We start from the raw sequence: 18533 nt of genomic DNA, 5'->3' as shown, positions 1-18533 counted from the left end.
TGCCTTACAGGCGGGTGCGCTCTTGCGCGAGTTGGTACAGTCGGTTCCACAGCAGCCGGTTGAAGCCGACCACGAACAACGCCATCACGCCGATGCCCAGCGCGATGCGCGGGAAGTCGCCGCGCGCGGTGGTCTCGGCGATATAGCTGCCGAGCCCGGTGGCGACGATGGTGCGGTCGCCCCAGGTCACGTACTCGGACACGATGCTGGCATTCCAAGAACCGCCGGCGGCCGTCACCAGCCCGGTCAGCAGGCTGGGGAACACCGCCGGGATCAGGAAGCGCTTCCACAGCAACCAGCCGCGCAAGCCGAAGTTGCGCGCCGCCAGCTTCAGCTCGGTGGGGATGCCCGAAGCGCCCGCCACCACGTTGAAGAGGATGTACCACTGCGTGCCGAACACCAGCAGCGGGCTCAGCCAGATCTCCGGGTTCAGGCCGAAGCGAGCGATCAGCATCACCGCCAGCGGGAACATCAGGTTGGCCGGGAACGCCGCCAGGAACTGCGCCACCGGCTGCGCGACACGTGCCAGGTCGGGGTTCAGGCCGATGCGGATGCCGATCGGCACCCATACCAGCGCCGCCAGCGCGATCAGCACCACCACGCGCACCATGGTGATGGTGCCGAGCCACAGCACGTGACCGACCTCGGCCCAGCCCACTTCGCTATGCACGAAGTAGCCGATGCGCACCAGCGCCGCCAGCGCCACCAGCACGATCACCGCGTCACGCGCGCGGCCGAGCCACTGCGCGCGGCGCGGGTCGGCAGGCCGCGCAGCGACTGGCGAGCGCCGCTGCGCGCCCCAGGCCAGCGTGCGCGAGGCCAGCGCCGCCGCATGCGCCAGCAGCGCGCCGACCCACGCCGAGCGCCGCAGCAGGTCCAGCAGCCACGACTGCGGCAGCTTGTCCTGCGCCAGCGTCTCGAAGCGGAAGCGGTCGGCCCATGCCACCAGCGGGCGGAACAGCAGCTGGTCGTACAGCAGGATGCCGAGCAGCATGGCCAGGATCGCCCAGCCGATCGCGGCCAGGTCCTGCTGCTGGATCGCCAGCGCGATGTAGGAGCCGATGCCCGGCAGGCGGATATCGTGCCCCGACACCGAGATCGCCTCGGACGCGACCACGAAGAACCAGCCGCCCGACATCGACATCATCATGTTCCACAGCAGTCCCGGCATCGCGAACGGCACTTCCAGCCGCCAGAAGCGCTGCCATGGCGAGAGCCGGAACATGGCCGCGGCCTCGAGCAGGTCGCCCGGGATGGTGCGGAACGACTGGTACAGGCTGAACGCCATGTTCCACGCCTGCGAGGTGAAGATGGCGAAGATCGCCGCGCATTCCACGCCGGCGATATTGCCGGGGAAGAGCGCGATAAAGCCCGTCACCGTGATCGACAGGAAGCCCAGCACCGGGATCGACTGCAGGATGTCCAGCGCCGGCACCAGCACCTTCTCGGCGGTGCGGCTCTTGGACGCCAGCGCCGCGAACGCCAGGGAGAACAGCAGTGACGCCGCCAGCGCCGCCAGCATGCGGATGCTGGTGCGCATCAGGTAGTAGGGCAGGTAGGCCACGTCCAGGTGCACCGCCAGCTGCTGGTCGGGGTGGAACGGGGCATTCATCTGCTGCGCGGCGAACGCGATCATCACGATCACGGCCAGGATGATCGGCAGCAGCGCCAGGTCGAAGCGGTTGGGCGGCGCGCGCAGCAGCTGGCTGTCGAAGCCAGGGGCAGGTTGTTCCGCGCGGCGGTTGGCGGGTGGCATCATGGCGCTTCTCGAGCTGTGTCGAGCTGTGTCGACCTGGAAGGGCGAAGGCTTGTGGCCTGCTCCTGGTTCGCGGCCCCGGCGGACAACGGCAAAGCCCGCATGCCGCCGGCTCCACGCTGATCACGCCGGGCGGCGCGCATCCCTTTGTAACGCCCGGCATGGCAGTCTAGTTTACTTGGTGTCGACGACAGAACGCGCACGCCTGGCGTGCGCTTACAGGGAAACGGCCATGAAGAAGGCAACCTGGCGCCTGGTCGCGCATGGGCGCGTGCAGGGCGTGGGCTATCGCGCCGCCTGCGCCGACGCGGCGGACGAACTCGGGCTGGGCGGCTGGGTGCGCAACCGGGTCGACGGCACCGTCGAGGTGATGGCGCACGGCACGGTCAAGCAGCTCGAAGCGCTGCAGGCGTGGATGGAAACGGGCCCGCCTGCGGCGCAAGTGACGTTTGTCGAGGTCGGGCGCGGGGAAGGGGAGTTCGCGGGGTTCGAGTTCCGGCCTACTATCTAGTCGATCAGGCGGCAGTCCAGTCGACCGGCGCGCGGCCGTGCGCTTCGAGCCAGCGGTTGGCTTCGCGGAAGTGGCCGCAGCCGAGGAAGCCGCGATGCGCCGACAGCGGCGAAGGATGCGGCGCTTCGAGCACGCGATGGCCATCGCCCAGCAGCGGCTTCTTGGCCTGGGCGTGGCTGCCCCACAGCATGAACACCAGGTTCGGGCGGCTCGCGGCCAGCGCGTGGATCAGGCAGTCGGTGACCGCCTCCCAGCCGCGCCGCGCGTGGCTGGCGGCCTGGCCCTGCTCGACCGTCAGCACGGTGTTCAGCAGCAGCACGCCCTGGCGTGCCCAGCCTTCCAGGTTGCCCGAGGTGCGCGGCAAGGTGCCATCCGTGCCGAACTCGGCGGCGATTTCCTTGAAGATGTTGCGCAGGCTGGGCGGCACCTTGATGCCTTCCGGTACCGAAAAGGCCAGGCCGTGCGCCTGCGGCAGCTCCACGCCGCCGACCGTGCCGGTGCCGTGATATGGATCCTGGCCCAGGATCACGACCTTGACCGCATCCGGCGGCGTCAGGTGCAGCGCGTGGAAGACGTGGTGCGGAAACACTGGCTTGCCGGCGGCGCGTTCGCCATCGACAAAGGCGGCCAGTTCCTGCCATGCCGGCACGGTGATGCAGGGCGCCAGCAGCGCGCGCCAGGCGGCGGGGAGGGCACCGGCCTGGGCCTGCAGGCTGGCGGTGGGGGAAGGCTCGCCGGGCGCGCGGGGCGCTTCGGCGGCGAAGAGATCGGCTTGCATGCGTGAGGAATGCCTGGGCGGGAAAAACCGCGATTATGACGCCTTGCCTTCGGCGATTCCCGCCAGGCGGTAGCCGCGCGCGGCTTTACTGAGGTCGGACGGCGCCAGCGTGGCCACGGCAGCAAGCCGTGCGGCAAAGGCGCGCAGGGCATCGGCCGCGTGCGCGGCGTCGCCGTCGAGCCATTCCAGTTCGAGTTCCTGGATACGTTCCTGCGCGGCGCTGGCCGGTGCGGTAATGGTGCCGGTATCGAGGGCGGCTTCAATACGCGCGCCGTCCTGCGTGACGATCCAGGTGCGGCGGATAAAGTCGGTACGGAACACCGGTGCCAGCTTGCCGACCAGTGGCGCGAGCACGGCTTGCGCCTCAGCGGGGAAGGTCTGCAGCTCGATGGCCTCGCCAGCGATGCCGGTTTCCCATTCATGGCGCGTGGCCAGCCCGCCCTGGCTGCTGCCGGCGGTCTTCAGGGTCTGCAGCCATTGCGCCCCCTTGCGGCGCAGGCGCAGCGCGGCGCGGATCTGGGCCAGGTCGTGTTCGGGCGTGTCGAGGTAGACGTTGAGCAGCGTGGCTTCGCCTCGCGGCTGGCCGTTGGCGTCGAGCCAGGCGGCCAGCGGGGCAAGGGCGGCGTCGGGGACGGCGAGTTTGAGTTCGATTTCCTGAGGCATTTCGATATGGGCTTAAGCAGTCAGCAATGGCGACACGGTTCCATCACCACAAGCCGGTCCCCTCTCCCGCGCGCGGGAGAGGGGAGCAAACAAGCGGTAGGCCTTAATCCGCTTTTACCCTCAGGCAAACAACCGCGCCAGCTCCAGGCCCGGATCCTTCGCCCGCATGAACGCCTCGCCCACCAGGAACGCATGCACGTTGCCATCTCGCATGCGCTTCACGTCCGCCGGCCCGAGGATGCCCGATTCCGTCACCACCAGCTTGTCAGCCGAAATATGCGGCAGCAGGTCCAGCGTGTTGTCCAGCGACACCTCGAACGTACGCAGGTTGCGGTTGTTCACGCCCAGCAGCGGCGTCTTCAGCCGCAGCGCGGCATCCAGCTCATCGTCGCCATGGACTTCCACCAGCACGTCCATGCCGAGTTCCAGCGCGCAGGCTTCGAGCTCGGCCATCAGGCCGTGGTCCAGCGCGGCGACGATCAGCAGGATGCAGTCGGCGCCCCAGGTGCGAGCCTCGTAGACCTGGTACAGGTCGACCATGAAGTCCTTGCGCAGCGCCGGCAGCGGGCAGGCGCCGCGCGCGCGCTTGAGGAAATCGGCATGGCCCTGGAAGAAGTTCACGTCGGTCAGCACCGACAGGCAGGCCGCGCCGTGCGTGGCGTAGCTCTCGGCGATGGCCTCGGGCACGAAGTTTTCGCGCAGCACGCCCTTGGACGGCGAGGCCTTCTTCACCTCCGCGATCACGCCGGCATGGCCCGCGGCGATCTTGTCGCGCAGCGCGCGCTCGAAACCGCGCGGCGCCAGGCCGGGCTCGGTGCGCAGGCTCTCGGCCTCGGCACGCAGGCTGGGCAGGTCGCGCTTCTTGCGCGCGGCGGCCACTTCGTCGGCCTTCACGGCCAGGATTTTTTCCAGGATATCGGACATATCAGCGCCTCTTATTTGAACTGCTGCGTGGCGCGCACGAACTGGTCGAGCTTCTCGCGCGCCGCGCCGCTGGCGATGGCTTCGCGCGCGCGGCGGATGCCGTCCTCGACCGAGTCGGCCACGTTGGCGGCATACAGCGCGGTGCCGGCGTTCAGCGACACGATCTCGCGCGGCGTGCCCGGCACGTTGGACAGCGCTTCCAGCAGCATCTCCTTCGATTCGGCGGCATCGGCCACCTTCAGGCCGCGGTTGGAGACCATCGACAGGCCGAAGTCCTCGGGGTGGATCTCGTACTCGCGCACTTCGCCGTCCTTCAACTCGCCGACCAGCGTCGCCGCGCCCAGCGAGACTTCGTCCATGCCGTCCTTGCCGTAGACGACAATGGCGTGCTTGGCCCCCAGGCGCTGCATCACGCGCACCTGGATGCCGACCAGATCAGGATGGAACACGCCCATCAGGATATTGGGCGCATCGGCCGGGTTGGTCAGCGGGCCCAGGATATTGAAGATGGTGCGCACGCCCATTTCCTTGCGGATCGGCGCGACGTTCTTCATCGCCGGGTGGTGCGTCGGCGCGAACATGAAGCCGATACCCGTCTGCTCGATGCACTGGCCGACCTGCTCGGGCGTCAGCATGATATTGACGCCCAGCGCCTCCAGCACGTCGGCGCTGCCCGACTTGGAACTGACGCCACGGTTGCCGTGCTTGGCAATCTTCGCGCCGGCAGCGGCCGCGACGAACATCGAAGCGGTCGAGATATTGAACGTATGCGAACCATCGCCGCCGGTGCCGACGATATCGACAAAGTTCTCGCGATCCTTCACCGCGACCTTGTTGGCGAACTCGCGCATCACCTGCGCGGCGGCGGAGATCTCGCCGATGGTTTCCTTCTTGACGCGCAGGCCGGTCAGGATCGCGGCGGCCATCACCGGCGAGATCTGCCCCTGCATGATCTGCCGCATCAGGTGCAGCATCTCGTCATGGAAGATTTCGCGGTGCTCGATGCAGCGCGTCAGGGCTTCTTGCGGCGTGATCATGGCGTTCTCGTTGACAGTCTGGATGGCGTGATGGGTGCTGGCAGGCGCGGAGTCGAGCAGTCTCATCGCGGCGCCTTGACGAAGTTGGCCAGCATCGCATGGCCATGCTCGGACAGGATCGACTCGGGATGGAACTGCACGCCTTCGATGGCGAGCGTCTTGTGGCGCACGCCCATGATCTCGCCGTCCGGGGTCCAGGCGGTGATCTCCAGGCAATCGGGCAGGGTCTCGCGCTCGATCGCCAGGGAATGATAGCGCGTCACATCGAAATGCCTGGGCAGGCCGCTGAACACGCCTTGCTGCGTGGTCTCGATGGTGCTGACCTTGCCGTGCATCACCTGCTTGGCGCGGATCACCTTGCCCCCGAACGCCTCGCCGATGGCCTGGTGGCCCAGGCACACGCCCAGCATCGGCACCTTGCCGGCAAAGTGCTGCAGCGTCGCCACCGAGATGCCGGCTTCCCTGGGGCTGCACGGGCCGGGCGAGACGCAGATATGGTCGGGCTTCATCGCCTCGATCTCTTCGATGGTGATCTCGTCGTTGCGGTAGGTGCGCACCTCCACGCCCAGTTCGCCAAAATATTGGACCAGGTTGTAGGTGAACGAATCATAGTTGTCGATCATCAGCAGCATGGCGTCTGTCTCCTGTTCTCTCAGATGTCGGAGTCCAGGCCATCCTGGACCTGCTCGGCGGCGCGGATCACGGCGCGCGCCTTGGCTTCGGTTTCCCTCCATTCGGCTTCGGGGTCCGAATCGGCAACAATGCCGGCGGCGGCCTGCACATAGAGATTGCCGTCCTTGATGATGCCGGTGCGGATGGCAATGGCCAGGTCCATCTCGCCGCCGAACGACAGGTAGCCCACCGCGCCGCCATAGATGCCGCGCTTGCGCGGCTCCAGCTCGTCGATGATTTCCATCGCATGCACCTTGGGCGCGCCCGACAGCGTGCCGGCCGGGAAGGTCGCGCGCAGCACGTCGAGGTTGCTCATGCCTTCACGCAGCGTGCCTTCGACCGAGCTGACGATATGCTGCACGTGCGAGTACTTCTCGATCACCATCTTGTCGGTGACCTTGACCGAGCCGGTCTCGGCGATGCGGCCGATATCGTTGCGCGCCAGGTCGATCAGCATCACGTGCTCGGCGATCTCCTTGGGATCGTTCAGCAGCTCGGTGGCAAGCTGGGCATCCTTGTCCGGCGTATTGCCGCGCGGGCGGGTGCCGGCCAGCGGGCGGATGGTGACGATGTGCTCGCTGCGCGTGTCGCCGCCGTTTTCTCCATTTGTGCCGACCTTGCGTTCCTCCTGGCGCACCAGGATTTCCGGCGACGCGCCCACCACCTGGAAATCGCCGAAGTTATAGAAATACATGTACGGCGACGGATTCAGGGAGCGCAGCGCGCGGTACAGCGACAGCGGCGAGTCGCGGTAGGGCTTCATCAGGCGCTGGCCGATCTGCACCTGCATCATGTCGCCGGCCATGATGTATTCCTTGGCCTTGTGCACCGCGTTCAGGTAGTCCGCCTTGGCGAACTCGCGGTAGACCTCGGTCTGCACCGACGGGCTGGTCACCGGCACGTCCACCGGCTGGCGCAGCTTCATGCGCAGTTCGCGCAGGCGCTGGCGGGCGCGGGGATAGGCTTCCGGCGTGGTCGGGTCGGCGTAGACGATCAGGTAGAGCTTGCCCGACAGGTTGTCGATCACGGCCAGCTCTTCACACAGCAGCAGCTGGATATCGGGCAGGTTCAGGTCGTCGGGCTTCTGCGTGCTGGCGAGCTTCTTCTCGATATAGCGCACCGCGTCGTAGCCGAAGTAGCCCGCCAGGCCGCCGCAGAAGCGGGGCAGGCCCGGGCGCAGCGCCACCTTGAAGCGGCTCTCGAACTCGGCGATGAAGTCCAGCGGATTGCCTTCGTGGGTTTCCACCACCTTGCCGTCGGTCACCACCTCGGTGCGGTTGCCGAAGGCGCGCAGCAGCGTGCGGGCATGCAGGCCGATGAAGGAATAGCGCCCGAAGCGCTCGCCGCCGACCACCGATTCCAGCAGGAAGGTGTTGACCCCGCGCGTCTGCGACTGCGCCAGCTTCAGGTACAGCGACAGCGGCGTTTCCAGGTCGGCAAAGGCCTCGGCGATCAGCGGGATGCGGTTGTAGCCCTGGTCGGCCAGCGATTTGAATTCCAGTTCGGTCATGTCGGTCCTCTTGCGGTCCTTTTGTACGGCGTCGCTGCGCGATGAGTTTGGGCGCGGCGCCGCATTTCGGCAATCAGGCTGGAGCGAATCGATACCCGCCCCGTCTGGCGGGCCGTGGTGCAGGCAAGTTGCGGACAAGGCTGCACACGGCCGGGGAAGGGCGTGCGGCGCGTTCTTGAGCTAAACGTAGCAGAGAATCGCAGCTACGCTGGCTTTTGGCGGGTTTGGGTGGGATGCCCGGCACGGGGTTGACCCCTCAGCCGGTTGTAACGACGCCCTCGGGTAGAGGGCGCGTCAGCAGACTCGCGAACGCACTTTACGCCTGTTGGGAGGCGCGCCAGCGACGCCAGGGCCAAGCCTGCCGATCACTGCCAGAAGAGATGCGTTTGCGGTTGAGAAACATTGAATGTTCAGGGATTTCAGTCGCGATCGATCCTGAGACCGATCCTAGCGATGACCTGCCCGGTGTGCCGCGAACAGCGCTGCGGCGTGGGCAATGGTGTCGACTATACCATCGGCTTCGACGGCTTGTACAGGATTGCCATGGTTGTAGCCGTAGGGCACCAGCAGCACGCCCATGCCTGCCGCGCGGGCCGCCTGGGCGTCGTTTTCCGAGTCGCCAAGGGCGGCCATCGCCGACGGATCCAGCCTGAACACCTCCGCCACCTTGAGCAGCGGGAACGGGTCGGGCTTGCGCAGCTGGAACGCGTCGCCGCCGTAGACCAGCTCGAAATACTGTGCCAGCCCGGTCTTGGCCAGCAGCGGCTCGGTGAAGCTGTAGGGCTTGTTGGTCACGCAGGCGAGCCGCAGCCCGGCCGCCTTCATTGCCGCCAGGCCTTCGCGCACGCCCGGGTAGACCTGCGAGAACTGGCCATTGATGCGGATGTACTCGCGGTCATACAGCGCGTAGGCATCGGCAAAGAGGCTGTTGGCGTGCAGCGGCGAGAAGCGCGCGTCGAGCACGCGCCGGATCAGGTTTTCCGAGCCCTTGCCGACGTAGCTGACGATCTCCTGCTCGGACATCGGTGCCACCGGCCCGAGGTTGGGGTGCTGGCGGCCCAGCGCCAGCAGCATGGCGTTGATCGACGCGTGGAAGTCGCCCGCCGTATCGACCATGGTGCCGTCCAGGTCAACGATCACCCCTTCGATGCCGCTCCAGTCGGTGCGGCGCAGTGCCACGCCCGCGGTCATTGGCCGACCTTGGCCAGTTCGCCGCGCAGCGCCGAGATGATGCCGCGGTAGCCGCCGTCGGCGTCCGGCTTGCCGAATACGGCCGAGCCCGCCACAAAGGTGTCGGCGCCGGCCGCGGCGATCTCGGCGATGTTGTCGACCTTCACGCCGCCGTCCACTTCCAGCAGGATGGTGCGGCCGGTGCGGGCGGTGTATGCGTCGATGCGCTGGCGCACGGCGCGCAGCTTGTTCAGCGTCTCGGGGATGAACGACTGGCCGCCGAAGCCCGGGTTGACCGACATCAGCAGGATTACGTCCAGGCGGTCCATCACGTGGTCCAGGTGGTGCAGCGGGGTGGCCGGGTTGAACACCAGGCCGGCCTGGCAGCCGTTATCGCGGATCAGCGCGAGCGAGCGGTCGACGTGTTCGCTGGCTTCCGGGTGGAAGGTGATGATATTGGCCCCGGCCTTGGCAAAGTCCGGGATGATCCGGTCCACCGGGCGCACCATCAGGTGCACGTCGATCGGCGCGGTCACGTGGGGGCGGATCGCCTCGCACACCAGCGGGCCCACGGTCAGGTTGGGCACGTAATGGTTGTCCATCACGTCGAAGTGGATCCAGTCGGCGCCGGCCTCGGTCACGCGGCGGACTTCCTCGCCCAGGCGGGCGAAGTCGGCGGACAGGATGGACGGGGCGATGCGGAAGGTGGGCTGGGTCATGATGGCGCGCGGTGAATGCAGGGAATGCTGTTATCGCCGCTACGGCAGGCCGGAGCCGGGGGCGCCGCAGGGGCGGCCGGGGCGCACGGCGGGCGGCGCGGCGTCGAAAGACCGATATTCTACGCCCGCCCGGCGAGATCGCATCCGGGCGGCGCCCGGCCCGCGCTCTTGCCCGTCCCGCGCCCATCCCGCACAATGCGGCTACCCATTTCCCTGCCGGCCGTCCCGCCGCCGGCCCTGCCCAAGATGAGCGAGTACGCCTTCTCCGTGTCGGTGCGCACCCAGTACCTGCCGGACCAGTCCGACCCCGAGCGCGGGCGCCATGCCTTCGCCTACACCATCACCATCCACAACACCGGCGAGGTCGCGGCGCAGCTGATCTCGCGCCACTGGATCATCACCGACAGCGACAACGGCACGCAGGAAGTCGCCGGCCTGGGCGTGGTGGGCCACCAGCCGCTGCTGAAGCCGGGCGAGCATTTCGAGTACACCAGCTGGGCCACCATCTCGACGCCGGTCGGGTCGATGAAGGGCGAGTATTTCTGCGTGGCCGAGGACGGCCACCGCTTCGAGGTGCCCATCCCCGAATTCGCGCTGGTGCTGCCGCGCATGCTGCACTGAGCGCGGCGCGTCCGGCCGGCAAACCGGACAGCCGGACAGCCGGACAGCCGGACAGCCGGGAACCTACGGGCGCTTCGCGCTGTCCTGTTCCTGCACCGGCGTTTGCTGGCCTTGCGTTGACTGCTGCGGCTGGCGCGAGGGGTGGTCGTCGGGCGCGCGGCTCGGGCGCGGGTTCTTCTTGGCCGTGCCCATGGTCCAGACCACGATAAAGATCAGCAGGAACAATGCCACGCCGGCCTCGAGGGCGAACAGCAGCATTGGATGGGCTTCGAAGAACTTGCTCATGGCGGATGCGGCGGTGGCAAAGACAGATGACGGTGGGATTGTAGGGCAACTGCGCCGCGCGATCCCTGCCGGGCCGGCACCGGTCGCGGGACACTGAACAACAAGCAAGATGGCATACGCGGACTCCCTTTCGATTTCTCTTCCTCGCTTCACTTCGCGCCCGGGCGTCCGGGCCTGGCTGGCACTGGCCGGCGCCGGCGTGCTGCTGGCCGGCTGCATGAGCGGTCCGCCGCCGCGCATCGAGACCGGCCCGTCCGGCACCACGCCGCCCGTTTCATCGACCCAGAAGGGCCAGTTGCAGGCCGCCAGCTGGAACGAGATCGGCGGCTGGGGCCAGGATGACGTGCGCGCCGCCTGGCCCGCGCTGCAGGCCAGCTGCCAGGCGCTGAAGAAGCGCGCCGAATGGAGCCGCGCCTGCGCTGCCGGCATGATGGTCGACGCCGGCGACCTCAGCGCCATGCGTGCCTACTTCGAGACCAACTTCCAGCCGTTCCGGGTGGTCAACGGCGACGGCACCGACAGTGGCCTGATCACCGGCTACTACGAGCCCATCCTGCACGGCTCGCGCACGCGCCAGGGGCGCTACCAGGTGCCGCTGTACCGCAAGCCCGCGCAGTTCGGCAACCGCCCGCTGCCGGGGCGCGCCGAGCTGCTGCAGAACCCGGCCATGCGCGGCAACGAGCTGGTGTGGGTGGATGACGCGGTCGAGGCCGCCTTCCTGCAGATCCAGGGCTCGGGCCGGATCCGCATGGCGGACGGCACCGTGATGCGGGTCGGCTTCGGCGGCACCAACGACCAGCCGTTCCGCTCGTTCGGCAAATGGCTGCTGGATCGCGGCGAGATCACGCCGGCGCAGGCGACCATGCAGGGCATCAAGGCGTGGGCCCGCGCCAACCCGGGGCGCGTCGAAGAAATGCTCAACGTCAACCCGCGCTTCGTGTTCTTCCGCGAGCTGCCGCCGAACAATGACGGCCCGGTGGGCGCGCTGGGCGTGCCGCTGACCGCCGAGCGCTCGATCGCGGTCGATCCCGCCACCATCCCGCTGGGCGTGCCGGTGTTCCTGTCGACCACGCGCCCGCTGTCGACCGAGCCGATCCAGCGGCTGATGTTCGCGCAGGATACGGGCAGCGCCATCAAGGGCGGGGTACGCGCGGACTTCTTCTGGGGCGCTGGCGATGCGGCCGGTGAAACTGCAGGGCGGATGAAGCAGGGCGGCAGGATGTGGGTGCTGATGCCGCGCAGCTGACCGTCGACAGAGCTAAGACTGCGAATGTTGTCTCCCCTCTCCCGCAAGCGGGCGAGGGGAGCAAACCGGTGGATTTCAGCGCGGCCGCTGGTCCACGATCCGCTTCGCCTTGCCCACCGAGCGCTCGATGCCGCCCTCCGGCAGCACCTCGATCGCGGCGGTCACCCCGATATAAGACTTGATCTCGTGCGCCAGCCGCTCGCGCGCGGCCTGCGCGCGCGCCGGCTCGCTGCCATGGGCGCATTCCACGCGTACCGTCAGCGTATCCATATGGCCGTCCTTGCCCAGCACGCACTGGTAGTGCGGCGCCAGTTCCGCCTGTTTCAGGATCAGTTCCTCGATCTGCGACGGGAACACGTTGACGCCGCGCACGATCATCATGTCGTCGGTCCGGCCGGTAACCTTCTCCATGCGGCGGAAGGCCGGCCGCGCCGTGCCAGGCAGCAAGCGGGTCAGGTCGCGGGTCCGGTAGCGCACAACCGGCATCGCTTCCTTGGTCAGCGAGGTAAAGACCAGCTCGCCGAATTCGCCGTCGGGCAGCACCTCGCCGGTATCCGGGTCGATGATCTCGGGGTAGAAGTGGTCCTCCCAGATGGTCGGTCCGTCCTTGGTCTCCGCGCATTCGTTGGCCACGCCCGGGCCCATCACCTCGGACAGCCCATAGATATCGACCGCGGAAATGCCCATGCGCTTCTCGATCGCCAGCCGCATTTCCGGCGTCCACGGCTCGGCGCCGAAGATGCCCACGCGCAGCGAGCTGCTGGCCGGATCGATGCCCTGGCGCTCGAACTCATCGGCGATCGCCAGCATGTAGCTGGGCGTGACCATGATGATTTCGGGCTTGAAGTCCAGGATCAGCTGGACCTGGCGCTCGGTCTGGCCGCCGCCGAACGGGATCGCCGTCAGGCCGGCTTTCTCGACACCGTAGTGCGCGCCCAGGCCGCCGGTGAAGAGGCCGTAGCCGTAGCTGATATGTACCTTGTCGCCGCGCCTTGCGCCCGAAGCGCGGATCGAGCGCGCCATCACCGTGGCCCAGTTGTCGATGTCCTGCAGCGTGTAGCCGACCACCGTCGGCTTGCCAGTGGTGCCGGACGAGGCATGCACGCGCGCCACCCGGTCTTGCGGCACGGCGAACATGCCGAAGGGGTAGTGATCGCGCAGGTCCTGCTTGCTGGTGAACGGAAAGCGCGCCAGGTCGGCCAGCGATTGCAGCTGGTCAGGATGGACGCCGGCCTCGTCGAACTTGCGACGGTACACCGGCGAATTGGCGTAGGCGTGGTGGAGCGACCATTTCAGCCGCTCCAGCTGCAGGGCCTGCAGCTCGGCGCGGCTGGCGGTTTCGATCGGGTCCAGGGGCAGATCGGTCAGGCGCGTGCTCATGTCGTCTCCTGCACGGGGGGCGGTTATCTTGGTGACTGCGGCGTTCAGGCGATGGCATCCGGCGGCACGACATGGCCCTTGATATGCGCTGACTTGCCGCGGAACATCGCCACCACCTCGCCGGCGGCATTGGTCACGCGGATGTCGTAGATACCGTGGCGGCCCGACAGGGTCTGCTCGATCCCTTCGGCGGTCAGCACGTCGCCGCCATGCACGGGTTTGAGGAACTCGATGCTGCAGCCGGCTGCCACGGTATTGATGTTATGGCTGTTGCAGGCGAACGCGAAGGTCGAATCGGCCAGCGTGAACATCAGGCCGCCATGGCAGATGCCATGCCCGTTCAGAAATTCGTTGCGTACCGGCATGGTCAGCCGGGCGTACCCGGGGCGGACCGCTTCGACGGTGATCCCGAGCCAGCGGCTGCAGGTGTCGGCTTCATACATGGCGGCAGCGGCCGCTTCGGCGAGGGCCTGTGGGTCCTTGTGCAATATTCTCTCCTTGAGGAAGGGCGGCGCCGTGCAGGCGCGCAGGGGCGCTTACTTGCCGGTGAAGCGGGCGGCGCGCTTTTCCAGGAAGGCGTTGACGCCCTCTGCATAGTCCGCGGACTCGCCGAGGTCGCGCTGCAGGTCGCGTTCCAGGTCGAGCTGGGCATCGAGGCTGGCAGTGCCGCTGGCGTACATGGCGCGCTTGATCGCGGCCAGCGCCCGGGTGGGCTGCGCGGCGAGGTGCGTGGCCAGCGCCAGCGCCTGCTCGGGCAGCAGCGGGTCGTCCATCGCTTCCCAGATCAGGCCCCACTTCTCGGCCTCTTCGGCGGACAGGCGCTCGCCGGTCATCGCCAGCCCCAGCGCGCGCGCCATGCCGATGCGCTTCGGCAGCAGCCAGGTGCCGCCGGAATCCGGCACCAGCCCGATCTTGACGAAGGCCTGGATAAAGTTGGCCGAGCGGGCGGCCAGTACCATGTCGCAGGCCAGCGCCAGGTTGGCGCCGGCACCCGCGGCGGTGCCGTTGACCGCCGCCACCACCGGCAGCGGCAGCGCCTGCAGCCGGCGGATCAGCGGGTTGAACCAGGTGTCGATCAGTTCGCCCAGGTCGGTCATCTGGCCGGGCGTGAAATCCAGGTCGGCCAGGTCCTGCCCGGCGCAGAAGCCGCGGCCGGCGCCGGTCAGCAGCAGCGCCCGCGCGCCGCCGGCCTCGACGTGGTCGAGTGCCTGCTGCAGCGCCTTGTGCATTTCGCGGGTAAAGCTGTTGAGCTTGTCGGGGCGGTTCAGCGTGATCACCGCGACGGGCCCCTGCCATTGGAGCAGGATGGGGCCGGTATCGATACTGACCGGCTGGCCAGCGGGCGTGGGCATTGGGGGCATGTTGGTCTCCTGCCTGGTTCTTCGGGATGGGCGCGGGGCTGACGCCACTAAAATAAACCGACCAGTCGGTCGGAAAATAGTAGCACTAAATGCCGGATGCGTGAGCCATCCCGCTCAGCGTAAGGGCGTCCGGCCGGGGTGCTTTATCAGTACTAACCCGCGCTCCCGCTCCGCAAATGCGATGACGGACGCAATGCCTGCAACCGGTGTCGCTCTATAATCGCGCTGCCAACAACAATTGCAGCATCGTTGGTGCCCGTGCGTGCGCCGGCGCGCAAGACTGTTTCACTGATTCCTTCCTTTTTGCCTTTTCCGCACTGGATCTCCCTATGAAGAAGTTCGCAGCATTCCTTTTGGTTTCGTCCGTGGCGTTGTTCGCCGCGTGCGGCAAGAACGAACCGGCGCCGGCCGCCGGCAGCACGGACAGCGCCGCCACCAACAGGATCATCGTCGGCCTGGATGACAATTTCCCGCCCATGGGTTTCCGCGATACCAATAACGAGATCGTCGGCTTCGATATCGATATGGCGAAAGAGGCCAGCCGCCGCCTGGGCATGGCGGTCGAATTCAAGCCGATCGACTGGAGTGCCAAGGAAGCCGAGCTGAATGGCAAGCGCGTGGACGTGCTGTGGAACGGCCTGACCATCACCGACGAGCGCAAAAAGAACATCAGCTTTACCGCGCCCTACATGACCAACCACCAGATCGTCATCGTCGGCACCAATTCGCCGGTGAAGGCCAAGGCGGACCTGGCCGGCCGCATCGTCGGCGCGCAGGACGGCAGCAGCGCGGTGGATGCCATCAAGAAGGAAAGCCAGATCGCCGCCAGCCTGAAGGAGCTCAAGACCTTCGGCGATAACGTGACGGCGCTGATGGACCTGTCCGCCGGGCGCCTCGACGCAATCGTGGTCGATGAAGTGGTGGGCCGCTACCTGATCAGCAAGCGAGCCGGAGAATACCGCGTGCTGGAAGAGAACTTCGGCACCGAGGATTACGGCGTTGGCGTCCGCAAGGATGACGCCGAACTGCTCGGCAAGCTGGACAAGACCCTGGCATCGATGAAGCAGGACGGCACGGCTGCCCGCATCGCCACCCAGTGGTTCGGCACCGATATCACCAAGTAATCCAGGCGCTACACGGCGCCCTGCGCGGTTCAGGCAGGGCGCCGGCTTCCTTCCGGACTCGGGCGCTGGCCGCGCGACGGCCCGCTGCCTGCAATCCTTTCTCCTTCCGTTCGCGCGACATGGATTACGTCTTATCTCTACTGGGGCCATTGGCGCAGGGTGCGAAAGTCACGCTCACCCTGTTCGTCATCACGCTCGCCCTGTCAGTGCCGCTGGGGCTTGCGCTGGCGCTGGCGCGCATCTCGTCATGGCCGCTGCTGAGCGGTGCCGTCAATGGCTACATCTGGCTGATGCGCGGCACGCCGCTGATGCTGCAGATGCTGTTTATCTATTTTGCGTTGCCGTTCGTGCCAGTCATCGGCGTAAGGCTGCCCGATTTTCCCGCGGCCGTGGTGGCATTTGCGCTCAACTACGCCGCGTACTTCGCGGAAATCTTCCGCGCCGGGATCAAGTCCGTCGACCGTGGGCAGTATGAAGCCAGCAAGGCGCTGGGCATGACGTACTTCCAGACCATGCGGCGCGTGGTGCTGCCGCAGATGGTCAGCCGCGTGCTGCCGCCGGTCAGCAACGAAACCATTACGCTGATCAAGGACACGTCGCTGATCTACGTGCTGGCCCTCAACGATATCCTCCGTACCGCGCGCGGCATCGTGCAGCGCGATTTCACAACTACGCCTTTCCTGGTTGCCGCGCTCTTCTATCTGGTGATGACCCTGATTCTGACCTGGTTCTTCCAGAATCTCGAAAAACGCAATGCCAAACATGATGATTAGCCCGAACGGCGCCACCTCTGATCGCACGCCCGGCACCATGATCTCGGCGCGGGACATCTTCAAGTCGTTCGGATCGCTGCATGTCCTGCGCGGCGTCTCGCTGACGCTGCGCAAGGGCGATGTCACCGCGGTGATCGGGCCCTCGGGCTCCGGCAAGAGTACCTTGCTGCGCTGCCTGAACCATCTCGAGGTGATCGACCGCGGCACCATCGAGATCGAAGGGGAGTCGCTGGCGGCCGCTGGCGCCGGCGGTGCCTCCAAATATGTGCCGGAGGCGGAGGTTCGCCGCATCTGCCGCAAGATGGGCATGGTGTTCCAGTCGTTCAACCTGTTCCCGCACATGACGGTGCTGCAGAACATCATCGAGGCGCCCATGACCGTCAAGGGGCTGTCGCGCGACGCGGCGGTGCCCAAGGCCGAGGAACTGTTGCGCAAGGTCGGCCTGCTGGCCAAACGGGACAACTATCCGGCGCGCTTGTCAGGTGGCCAGAAGCAGCGCGTGGCGATTGCGCGCGCGCTGGCGATGGAGCCCGACATCATGCTGTTCGACGAACCGACCTCGGCGCTCGATCCGGAGCTGACGGGGGAAGTGTTGCGCACCATGCGGCAACTGGCGGACGAGCATATGACCATGCTCGTCGTCACGCACGAGATGGGGTTTGCGCGCGAAGTGGCCAACCACGTCGTCTTTATGGACGAAGGCAGGATCCTCGAGGAAGGCACGCCCGCCGACGTGTTTGGCGCGCCTGCCCATGCTCGCACCCGCGAATTCCTTGCGCACATGCTCTAACGCCGGGACTAACGCCGCCATGCCACGACAGATGGCAGAATAGCCCGCAGCCGGTGGCGACACTGCCATCTGTTTGCCAATACATAGGAGAAGACATGCCGTACGAAAACATCCTGGTCGAGACGCGCGGCCGCGTTGGTCTGGTTACGCTGAACCGTCCCAAGGCGCTGAACGCGCTCAACGACGCGCTGATGGATGAACTGAGTGCCGCACTGACGGCGTTCGACCAGGATGAGGGCATCGGCGCCATCGTCATTACGGGCAGCGACCGCGCTTTTGCCGCCGGCGCCGATATCGGCATGATGGCCAAGTATTCCTTCATGGATGTCTACAAGGGCGACTACATCACCCGCAACTGGGAAACCATCCGCAAGATCCGCAAGCCGGTGATCGCTGGCGTGGCGGGCTATGCGCTGGGCGGAGGCTGCGAGCTGGCGATGATGTGCGACATCATCATCGCGGCGGACTCGGCCAGGTTCGGCCAGCCGGAAGTCAAGCTCGGCACCATGCCCGGTGCCGGCGGCACCCAGCGCCTGCCGCGCGCGGTGTCAAAGGCCAAGGCGATGGACCTGTGCCTGACCTCGCGCATGATGGATGCCGCCGAAGCCGAGCGCTCCGGCCTGGTGTCGCGCGTGGTGCCGGCGGACAAGCTGCTGGATGAAGTCCTGGCCGCCGCCGAAACCATCGCCGGGTTCTCGTTGCCGGTGGTCATGATGATCAAGGAGTCGGTCAACGCCGCCTACGAGACCACGCTGGCCGAAGGCGTGCACTTCGAGCGCAGGCTGTTCCATTCCACCTTTGCCAGTGAAGACCAAAAGGAAGGTATGGCCGCTTTCGTAGAGAAGCGCCCGCCCAATTTCCAGCATCGCTGAGAACTTGATAGGGGAATACCCGACGGCCGCGCGGGGGTATTAAAGGATCACCGCGTTGGCTATTAGGAGGTTTTTCTTTATCACTCAAGGGGTTAGGACATAATCACGCAATCCCCTAACTGCGCGCTGTGACAAAGGTGTTGCAAGGTCAGCCAAACCGGCCTAATATTCGCCCCCTCGCAACACAACGCGGCGCTGCAAGGCAGCACTGACAAGGGTTGCGGGGTCGACCGGGAGGTTGGCGCGGCGAAGTTGGCGCGCTGGCTGCAGCAAAAAAAGATTGCTGAAACGGTTGACGAAACGAAGAAAGCTCTGCATAATTTCGTTTCTCTGCTGCAGAC

The 18533-nt window shown here is 66.5% G+C and carries 20 protein-coding genes; 7 read left to right on the top strand and 13 right to left on the bottom strand.

From position 1 onward, the window contains the following. Positions 1–4 precede the first annotated feature (4 nt). The gene (locus tag J8I34_RS24910; protein ID WP_209807210.1) at positions 5–1759 is read right to left on the bottom strand and encodes an ABC transporter permease; all 1755 of its coding nucleotides are present in this window, start codon (positions 1757–1759) and stop codon (positions 5–7) included. Positions 1760–1988: 229 nt separating this feature from the next. On the opposite strand from J8I34_RS24910, the gene J8I34_RS24905 reads away from it, so the two are divergent. Then, positions 1989–2267, top strand: coding sequence for an acylphosphatase (locus tag J8I34_RS24905; protein ID WP_029048328.1), 279 nt, complete (start codon positions 1989–1991; stop codon positions 2265–2267). A gap of 4 nt (positions 2268–2271) precedes the next feature. Here the strand turns inward: J8I34_RS24905 and J8I34_RS24900 are convergent, their stop codons facing one another. The 8 genes from J8I34_RS24900 to rpe all read right to left on the bottom strand — a co-directional run bounded on the left by J8I34_RS24900 (position 2272) and on the right by rpe (position 9740). Next, positions 2272–3045 (bottom strand): uracil-DNA glycosylase, encoded by a 774-nt coding sequence (locus J8I34_RS24900; protein WP_209807209.1) that lies wholly within the window; start codon positions 3043–3045, stop codon positions 2272–2274. Positions 3046–3078: 33 nt separating this feature from the next. Further along, positions 3079–3708 (bottom strand): CYTH domain-containing protein, encoded by a 630-nt coding sequence (locus J8I34_RS24895; RefSeq protein WP_209776220.1) that lies wholly within the window; start codon positions 3706–3708, stop codon positions 3079–3081. Between the two features lie 120 nt (positions 3709–3828). Next, positions 3829–4632 carry an indole-3-glycerol phosphate synthase TrpC gene (gene trpC, locus J8I34_RS24890; protein WP_029048325.1) on the bottom strand — a complete coding sequence of 268 codons (804 nt, stop codon included), beginning with the start codon at positions 4630–4632 and terminating at the stop codon, positions 3829–3831. Positions 4633–4643: 11 nt separating this feature from the next. Then, positions 4644–5669, bottom strand: a complete 1026-nt coding sequence (gene trpD, locus J8I34_RS24885) for an anthranilate phosphoribosyltransferase (RefSeq protein ID WP_156914413.1) — start codon at positions 5667–5669, stop codon at positions 4644–4646. A gap of 62 nt (positions 5670–5731) precedes the next feature. After that, the gene (locus J8I34_RS24880; protein WP_029048323.1) at positions 5732–6301 is read right to left on the bottom strand and encodes an aminodeoxychorismate/anthranilate synthase component II; all 570 of its coding nucleotides are present in this window, start codon (positions 6299–6301) and stop codon (positions 5732–5734) included. A gap of 20 nt (positions 6302–6321) precedes the next feature. Continuing rightward, positions 6322–7851: an anthranilate synthase component I gene (gene trpE / locus J8I34_RS24875; RefSeq protein WP_029048322.1), complete on the bottom strand. Its 1530-nt coding sequence runs from the start codon at positions 7849–7851 to the stop codon at positions 6322–6324. A 447-nt stretch (positions 7852–8298) separates the two neighbouring features. Then, positions 8299–9042 carry a phosphoglycolate phosphatase gene (gene gph, locus J8I34_RS24870; protein WP_209807208.1) on the bottom strand — a complete coding sequence of 248 codons (744 nt, stop codon included), beginning with the start codon at positions 9040–9042 and terminating at the stop codon, positions 8299–8301. After that, positions 9039–9740: a ribulose-phosphate 3-epimerase gene (gene rpe, locus J8I34_RS24865; protein WP_209776225.1), complete on the bottom strand. Its 702-nt coding sequence runs from the start codon at positions 9738–9740 to the stop codon at positions 9039–9041. Before rpe ends, gph begins: the two co-directional genes overlap by 4 nt. A gap of 246 nt (positions 9741–9986) precedes the next feature. Here rpe and apaG point away from each other — a divergent pair, with 246 nt between their 5' ends. Continuing rightward, positions 9987–10361, top strand: coding sequence for a Co2+/Mg2+ efflux facilitator ApaG/CorD (gene apaG / locus J8I34_RS24860; protein ID WP_012353991.1), 375 nt, complete (start codon positions 9987–9989; stop codon positions 10359–10361). A 63-nt stretch (positions 10362–10424) separates the two neighbouring features. Here the strand turns inward: apaG and J8I34_RS24855 are convergent, their stop codons facing one another. Further along, positions 10425–10646 (bottom strand): hypothetical protein, encoded by a 222-nt coding sequence (locus J8I34_RS24855; RefSeq protein WP_209807207.1) that lies wholly within the window; start codon positions 10644–10646, stop codon positions 10425–10427. A gap of 109 nt (positions 10647–10755) precedes the next feature. Between J8I34_RS24855 and mltA the strand changes: the two genes are divergently transcribed. Continuing rightward, on the top strand, positions 10756–11892 hold the full coding sequence (mltA, locus tag J8I34_RS24850) for a murein transglycosylase A (RefSeq protein ID WP_209807206.1): 1137 nt from the start codon (positions 10756–10758) through the stop codon (positions 11890–11892). A gap of 75 nt (positions 11893–11967) precedes the next feature. Here the strand turns inward: mltA and paaK are convergent, their stop codons facing one another. The 3 genes from paaK to paaG are packed head-to-tail and all read right to left on the bottom strand — an operon-like array spanning position 11968 to position 14633. Further along, positions 11968–13272: a phenylacetate--CoA ligase PaaK gene (paaK, locus tag J8I34_RS24845; protein ID WP_029048317.1), complete on the bottom strand. Its 1305-nt coding sequence runs from the start codon at positions 13270–13272 to the stop codon at positions 11968–11970. A gap of 44 nt (positions 13273–13316) precedes the next feature. After that, complete coding sequence (gene paaI, locus J8I34_RS24840) at positions 13317–13760, bottom strand: hydroxyphenylacetyl-CoA thioesterase PaaI (RefSeq protein ID WP_029048316.1); 444 nt, start codon at positions 13758–13760, stop codon at positions 13317–13319. 48 nt (positions 13761–13808) lie between these two features. Further along, positions 13809–14633 carry a 2-(1,2-epoxy-1,2-dihydrophenyl)acetyl-CoA isomerase PaaG gene (gene paaG, locus J8I34_RS24835; protein ID WP_245176115.1) on the bottom strand — a complete coding sequence of 275 codons (825 nt, stop codon included), beginning with the start codon at positions 14631–14633 and terminating at the stop codon, positions 13809–13811. A gap of 329 nt (positions 14634–14962) precedes the next feature. Here paaG and J8I34_RS24830 point away from each other — a divergent pair, with 329 nt between their 5' ends. The 4 genes from J8I34_RS24830 to J8I34_RS24815 all read left to right on the top strand — a co-directional run bounded on the left by J8I34_RS24830 (position 14963) and on the right by J8I34_RS24815 (position 18192). Continuing rightward, the gene (locus J8I34_RS24830) at positions 14963–15757 is read left to right on the top strand and encodes an amino acid ABC transporter substrate-binding protein (RefSeq protein ID WP_029048314.1); all 795 of its coding nucleotides are present in this window, start codon (positions 14963–14965) and stop codon (positions 15755–15757) included. Positions 15758–15876: 119 nt separating this feature from the next. Beyond that, a complete protein-coding gene (locus J8I34_RS24825; protein WP_209807205.1) occupies positions 15877–16530 on the top strand; it encodes an amino acid ABC transporter permease in 654 nt (217 codons plus the stop codon). Between the two features lie 37 nt (positions 16531–16567). After that, a complete protein-coding gene (locus J8I34_RS24820; RefSeq protein WP_209807229.1) occupies positions 16568–17320 on the top strand; it encodes an amino acid ABC transporter ATP-binding protein in 753 nt (250 codons plus the stop codon). Between the two features lie 95 nt (positions 17321–17415). Next, positions 17416–18192 (top strand): enoyl-CoA hydratase, encoded by a 777-nt coding sequence (locus tag J8I34_RS24815; RefSeq protein ID WP_209807204.1) that lies wholly within the window; start codon positions 17416–17418, stop codon positions 18190–18192. Positions 18193–18533 lie beyond the last annotated feature (341 nt).

The organism is Cupriavidus phytohabitans (genome assembly GCF_017815025.1).
In the GTDB taxonomy this organism is placed as follows: domain Bacteria; phylum Pseudomonadota; class Gammaproteobacteria; order Burkholderiales; family Burkholderiaceae; genus Cupriavidus.
Note: the sequence above shows the minus strand (reverse complement) of the source record. Positions and strands in the feature narration are given on the sequence as shown.

What these genes read in the sequence shown, in the direction of transcription:
- J8I34_RS24910 (WP_209807210.1), bottom strand. Translation starts at nt 1,759, where the DNA reads ATGATGCCACCCGCCAACCGCCGCGCGGAACAACCTGCCCCTGGCTTC.
- J8I34_RS24905 (WP_029048328.1), top strand. Translation starts at nt 1,989, where the DNA reads ATGAAGAAGGCAACCTGGCGCCTGGTCGCGCATGGGCGCGTGCAGGGC.
- J8I34_RS24900 (WP_209807209.1), bottom strand. Translation starts at nt 3,045, where the DNA reads ATGCAAGCCGATCTCTTCGCCGCCGAAGCGCCCCGCGCGCCCGGCGAG.
- J8I34_RS24895 (WP_209776220.1), bottom strand. Translation starts at nt 3,708, where the DNA reads ATGCCTCAGGAAATCGAACTCAAACTCGCCGTCCCCGACGCCGCCCTT.
- trpC (WP_029048325.1), bottom strand. Translation starts at nt 4,632, where the DNA reads ATGTCCGATATCCTGGAAAAAATCCTGGCCGTGAAGGCCGACGAAGTG.
- trpD (WP_156914413.1), bottom strand. Translation starts at nt 5,669, where the DNA reads ATGATCACGCCGCAAGAAGCCCTGACGCGCTGCATCGAGCACCGCGAA.
- J8I34_RS24880 (WP_029048323.1), bottom strand. Translation starts at nt 6,301, where the DNA reads ATGCTGCTGATGATCGACAACTATGATTCGTTCACCTACAACCTGGTC.
- trpE (WP_029048322.1), bottom strand. Translation starts at nt 7,851, where the DNA reads ATGACCGAACTGGAATTCAAATCGCTGGCCGACCAGGGCTACAACCGC.
- gph (WP_209807208.1), bottom strand. Translation starts at nt 9,042, where the DNA reads ATGACCGCGGGCGTGGCACTGCGCCGCACCGACTGGAGCGGCATCGAA.
- rpe (WP_209776225.1), bottom strand. Translation starts at nt 9,740, where the DNA reads ATGACCCAGCCCACCTTCCGCATCGCCCCGTCCATCCTGTCCGCCGAC.
- apaG (WP_012353991.1), top strand. Translation starts at nt 9,987, where the DNA reads ATGAGCGAGTACGCCTTCTCCGTGTCGGTGCGCACCCAGTACCTGCCG.
- J8I34_RS24855 (WP_209807207.1), bottom strand. Translation starts at nt 10,646, where the DNA reads ATGAGCAAGTTCTTCGAAGCCCATCCAATGCTGCTGTTCGCCCTCGAG.
- mltA (WP_209807206.1), top strand. Translation starts at nt 10,756, where the DNA reads ATGGCATACGCGGACTCCCTTTCGATTTCTCTTCCTCGCTTCACTTCG.
- paaK (WP_029048317.1), bottom strand. Translation starts at nt 13,272, where the DNA reads ATGAGCACGCGCCTGACCGATCTGCCCCTGGACCCGATCGAAACCGCC.
- paaG (WP_245176115.1), bottom strand. Translation starts at nt 14,633, where the DNA reads ATGCCCCCAATGCCCACGCCCGCTGGCCAGCCGGTCAGTATCGATACC.
- J8I34_RS24830 (WP_029048314.1), top strand. Translation starts at nt 14,963, where the DNA reads ATGAAGAAGTTCGCAGCATTCCTTTTGGTTTCGTCCGTGGCGTTGTTC.
- J8I34_RS24825 (WP_209807205.1), top strand. Translation starts at nt 15,877, where the DNA reads ATGGATTACGTCTTATCTCTACTGGGGCCATTGGCGCAGGGTGCGAAA.
- J8I34_RS24820 (WP_209807229.1), top strand. Translation starts at nt 16,568, where the DNA reads ATGATCTCGGCGCGGGACATCTTCAAGTCGTTCGGATCGCTGCATGTC.
- J8I34_RS24815 (WP_209807204.1), top strand. Translation starts at nt 17,416, where the DNA reads ATGCCGTACGAAAACATCCTGGTCGAGACGCGCGGCCGCGTTGGTCTG.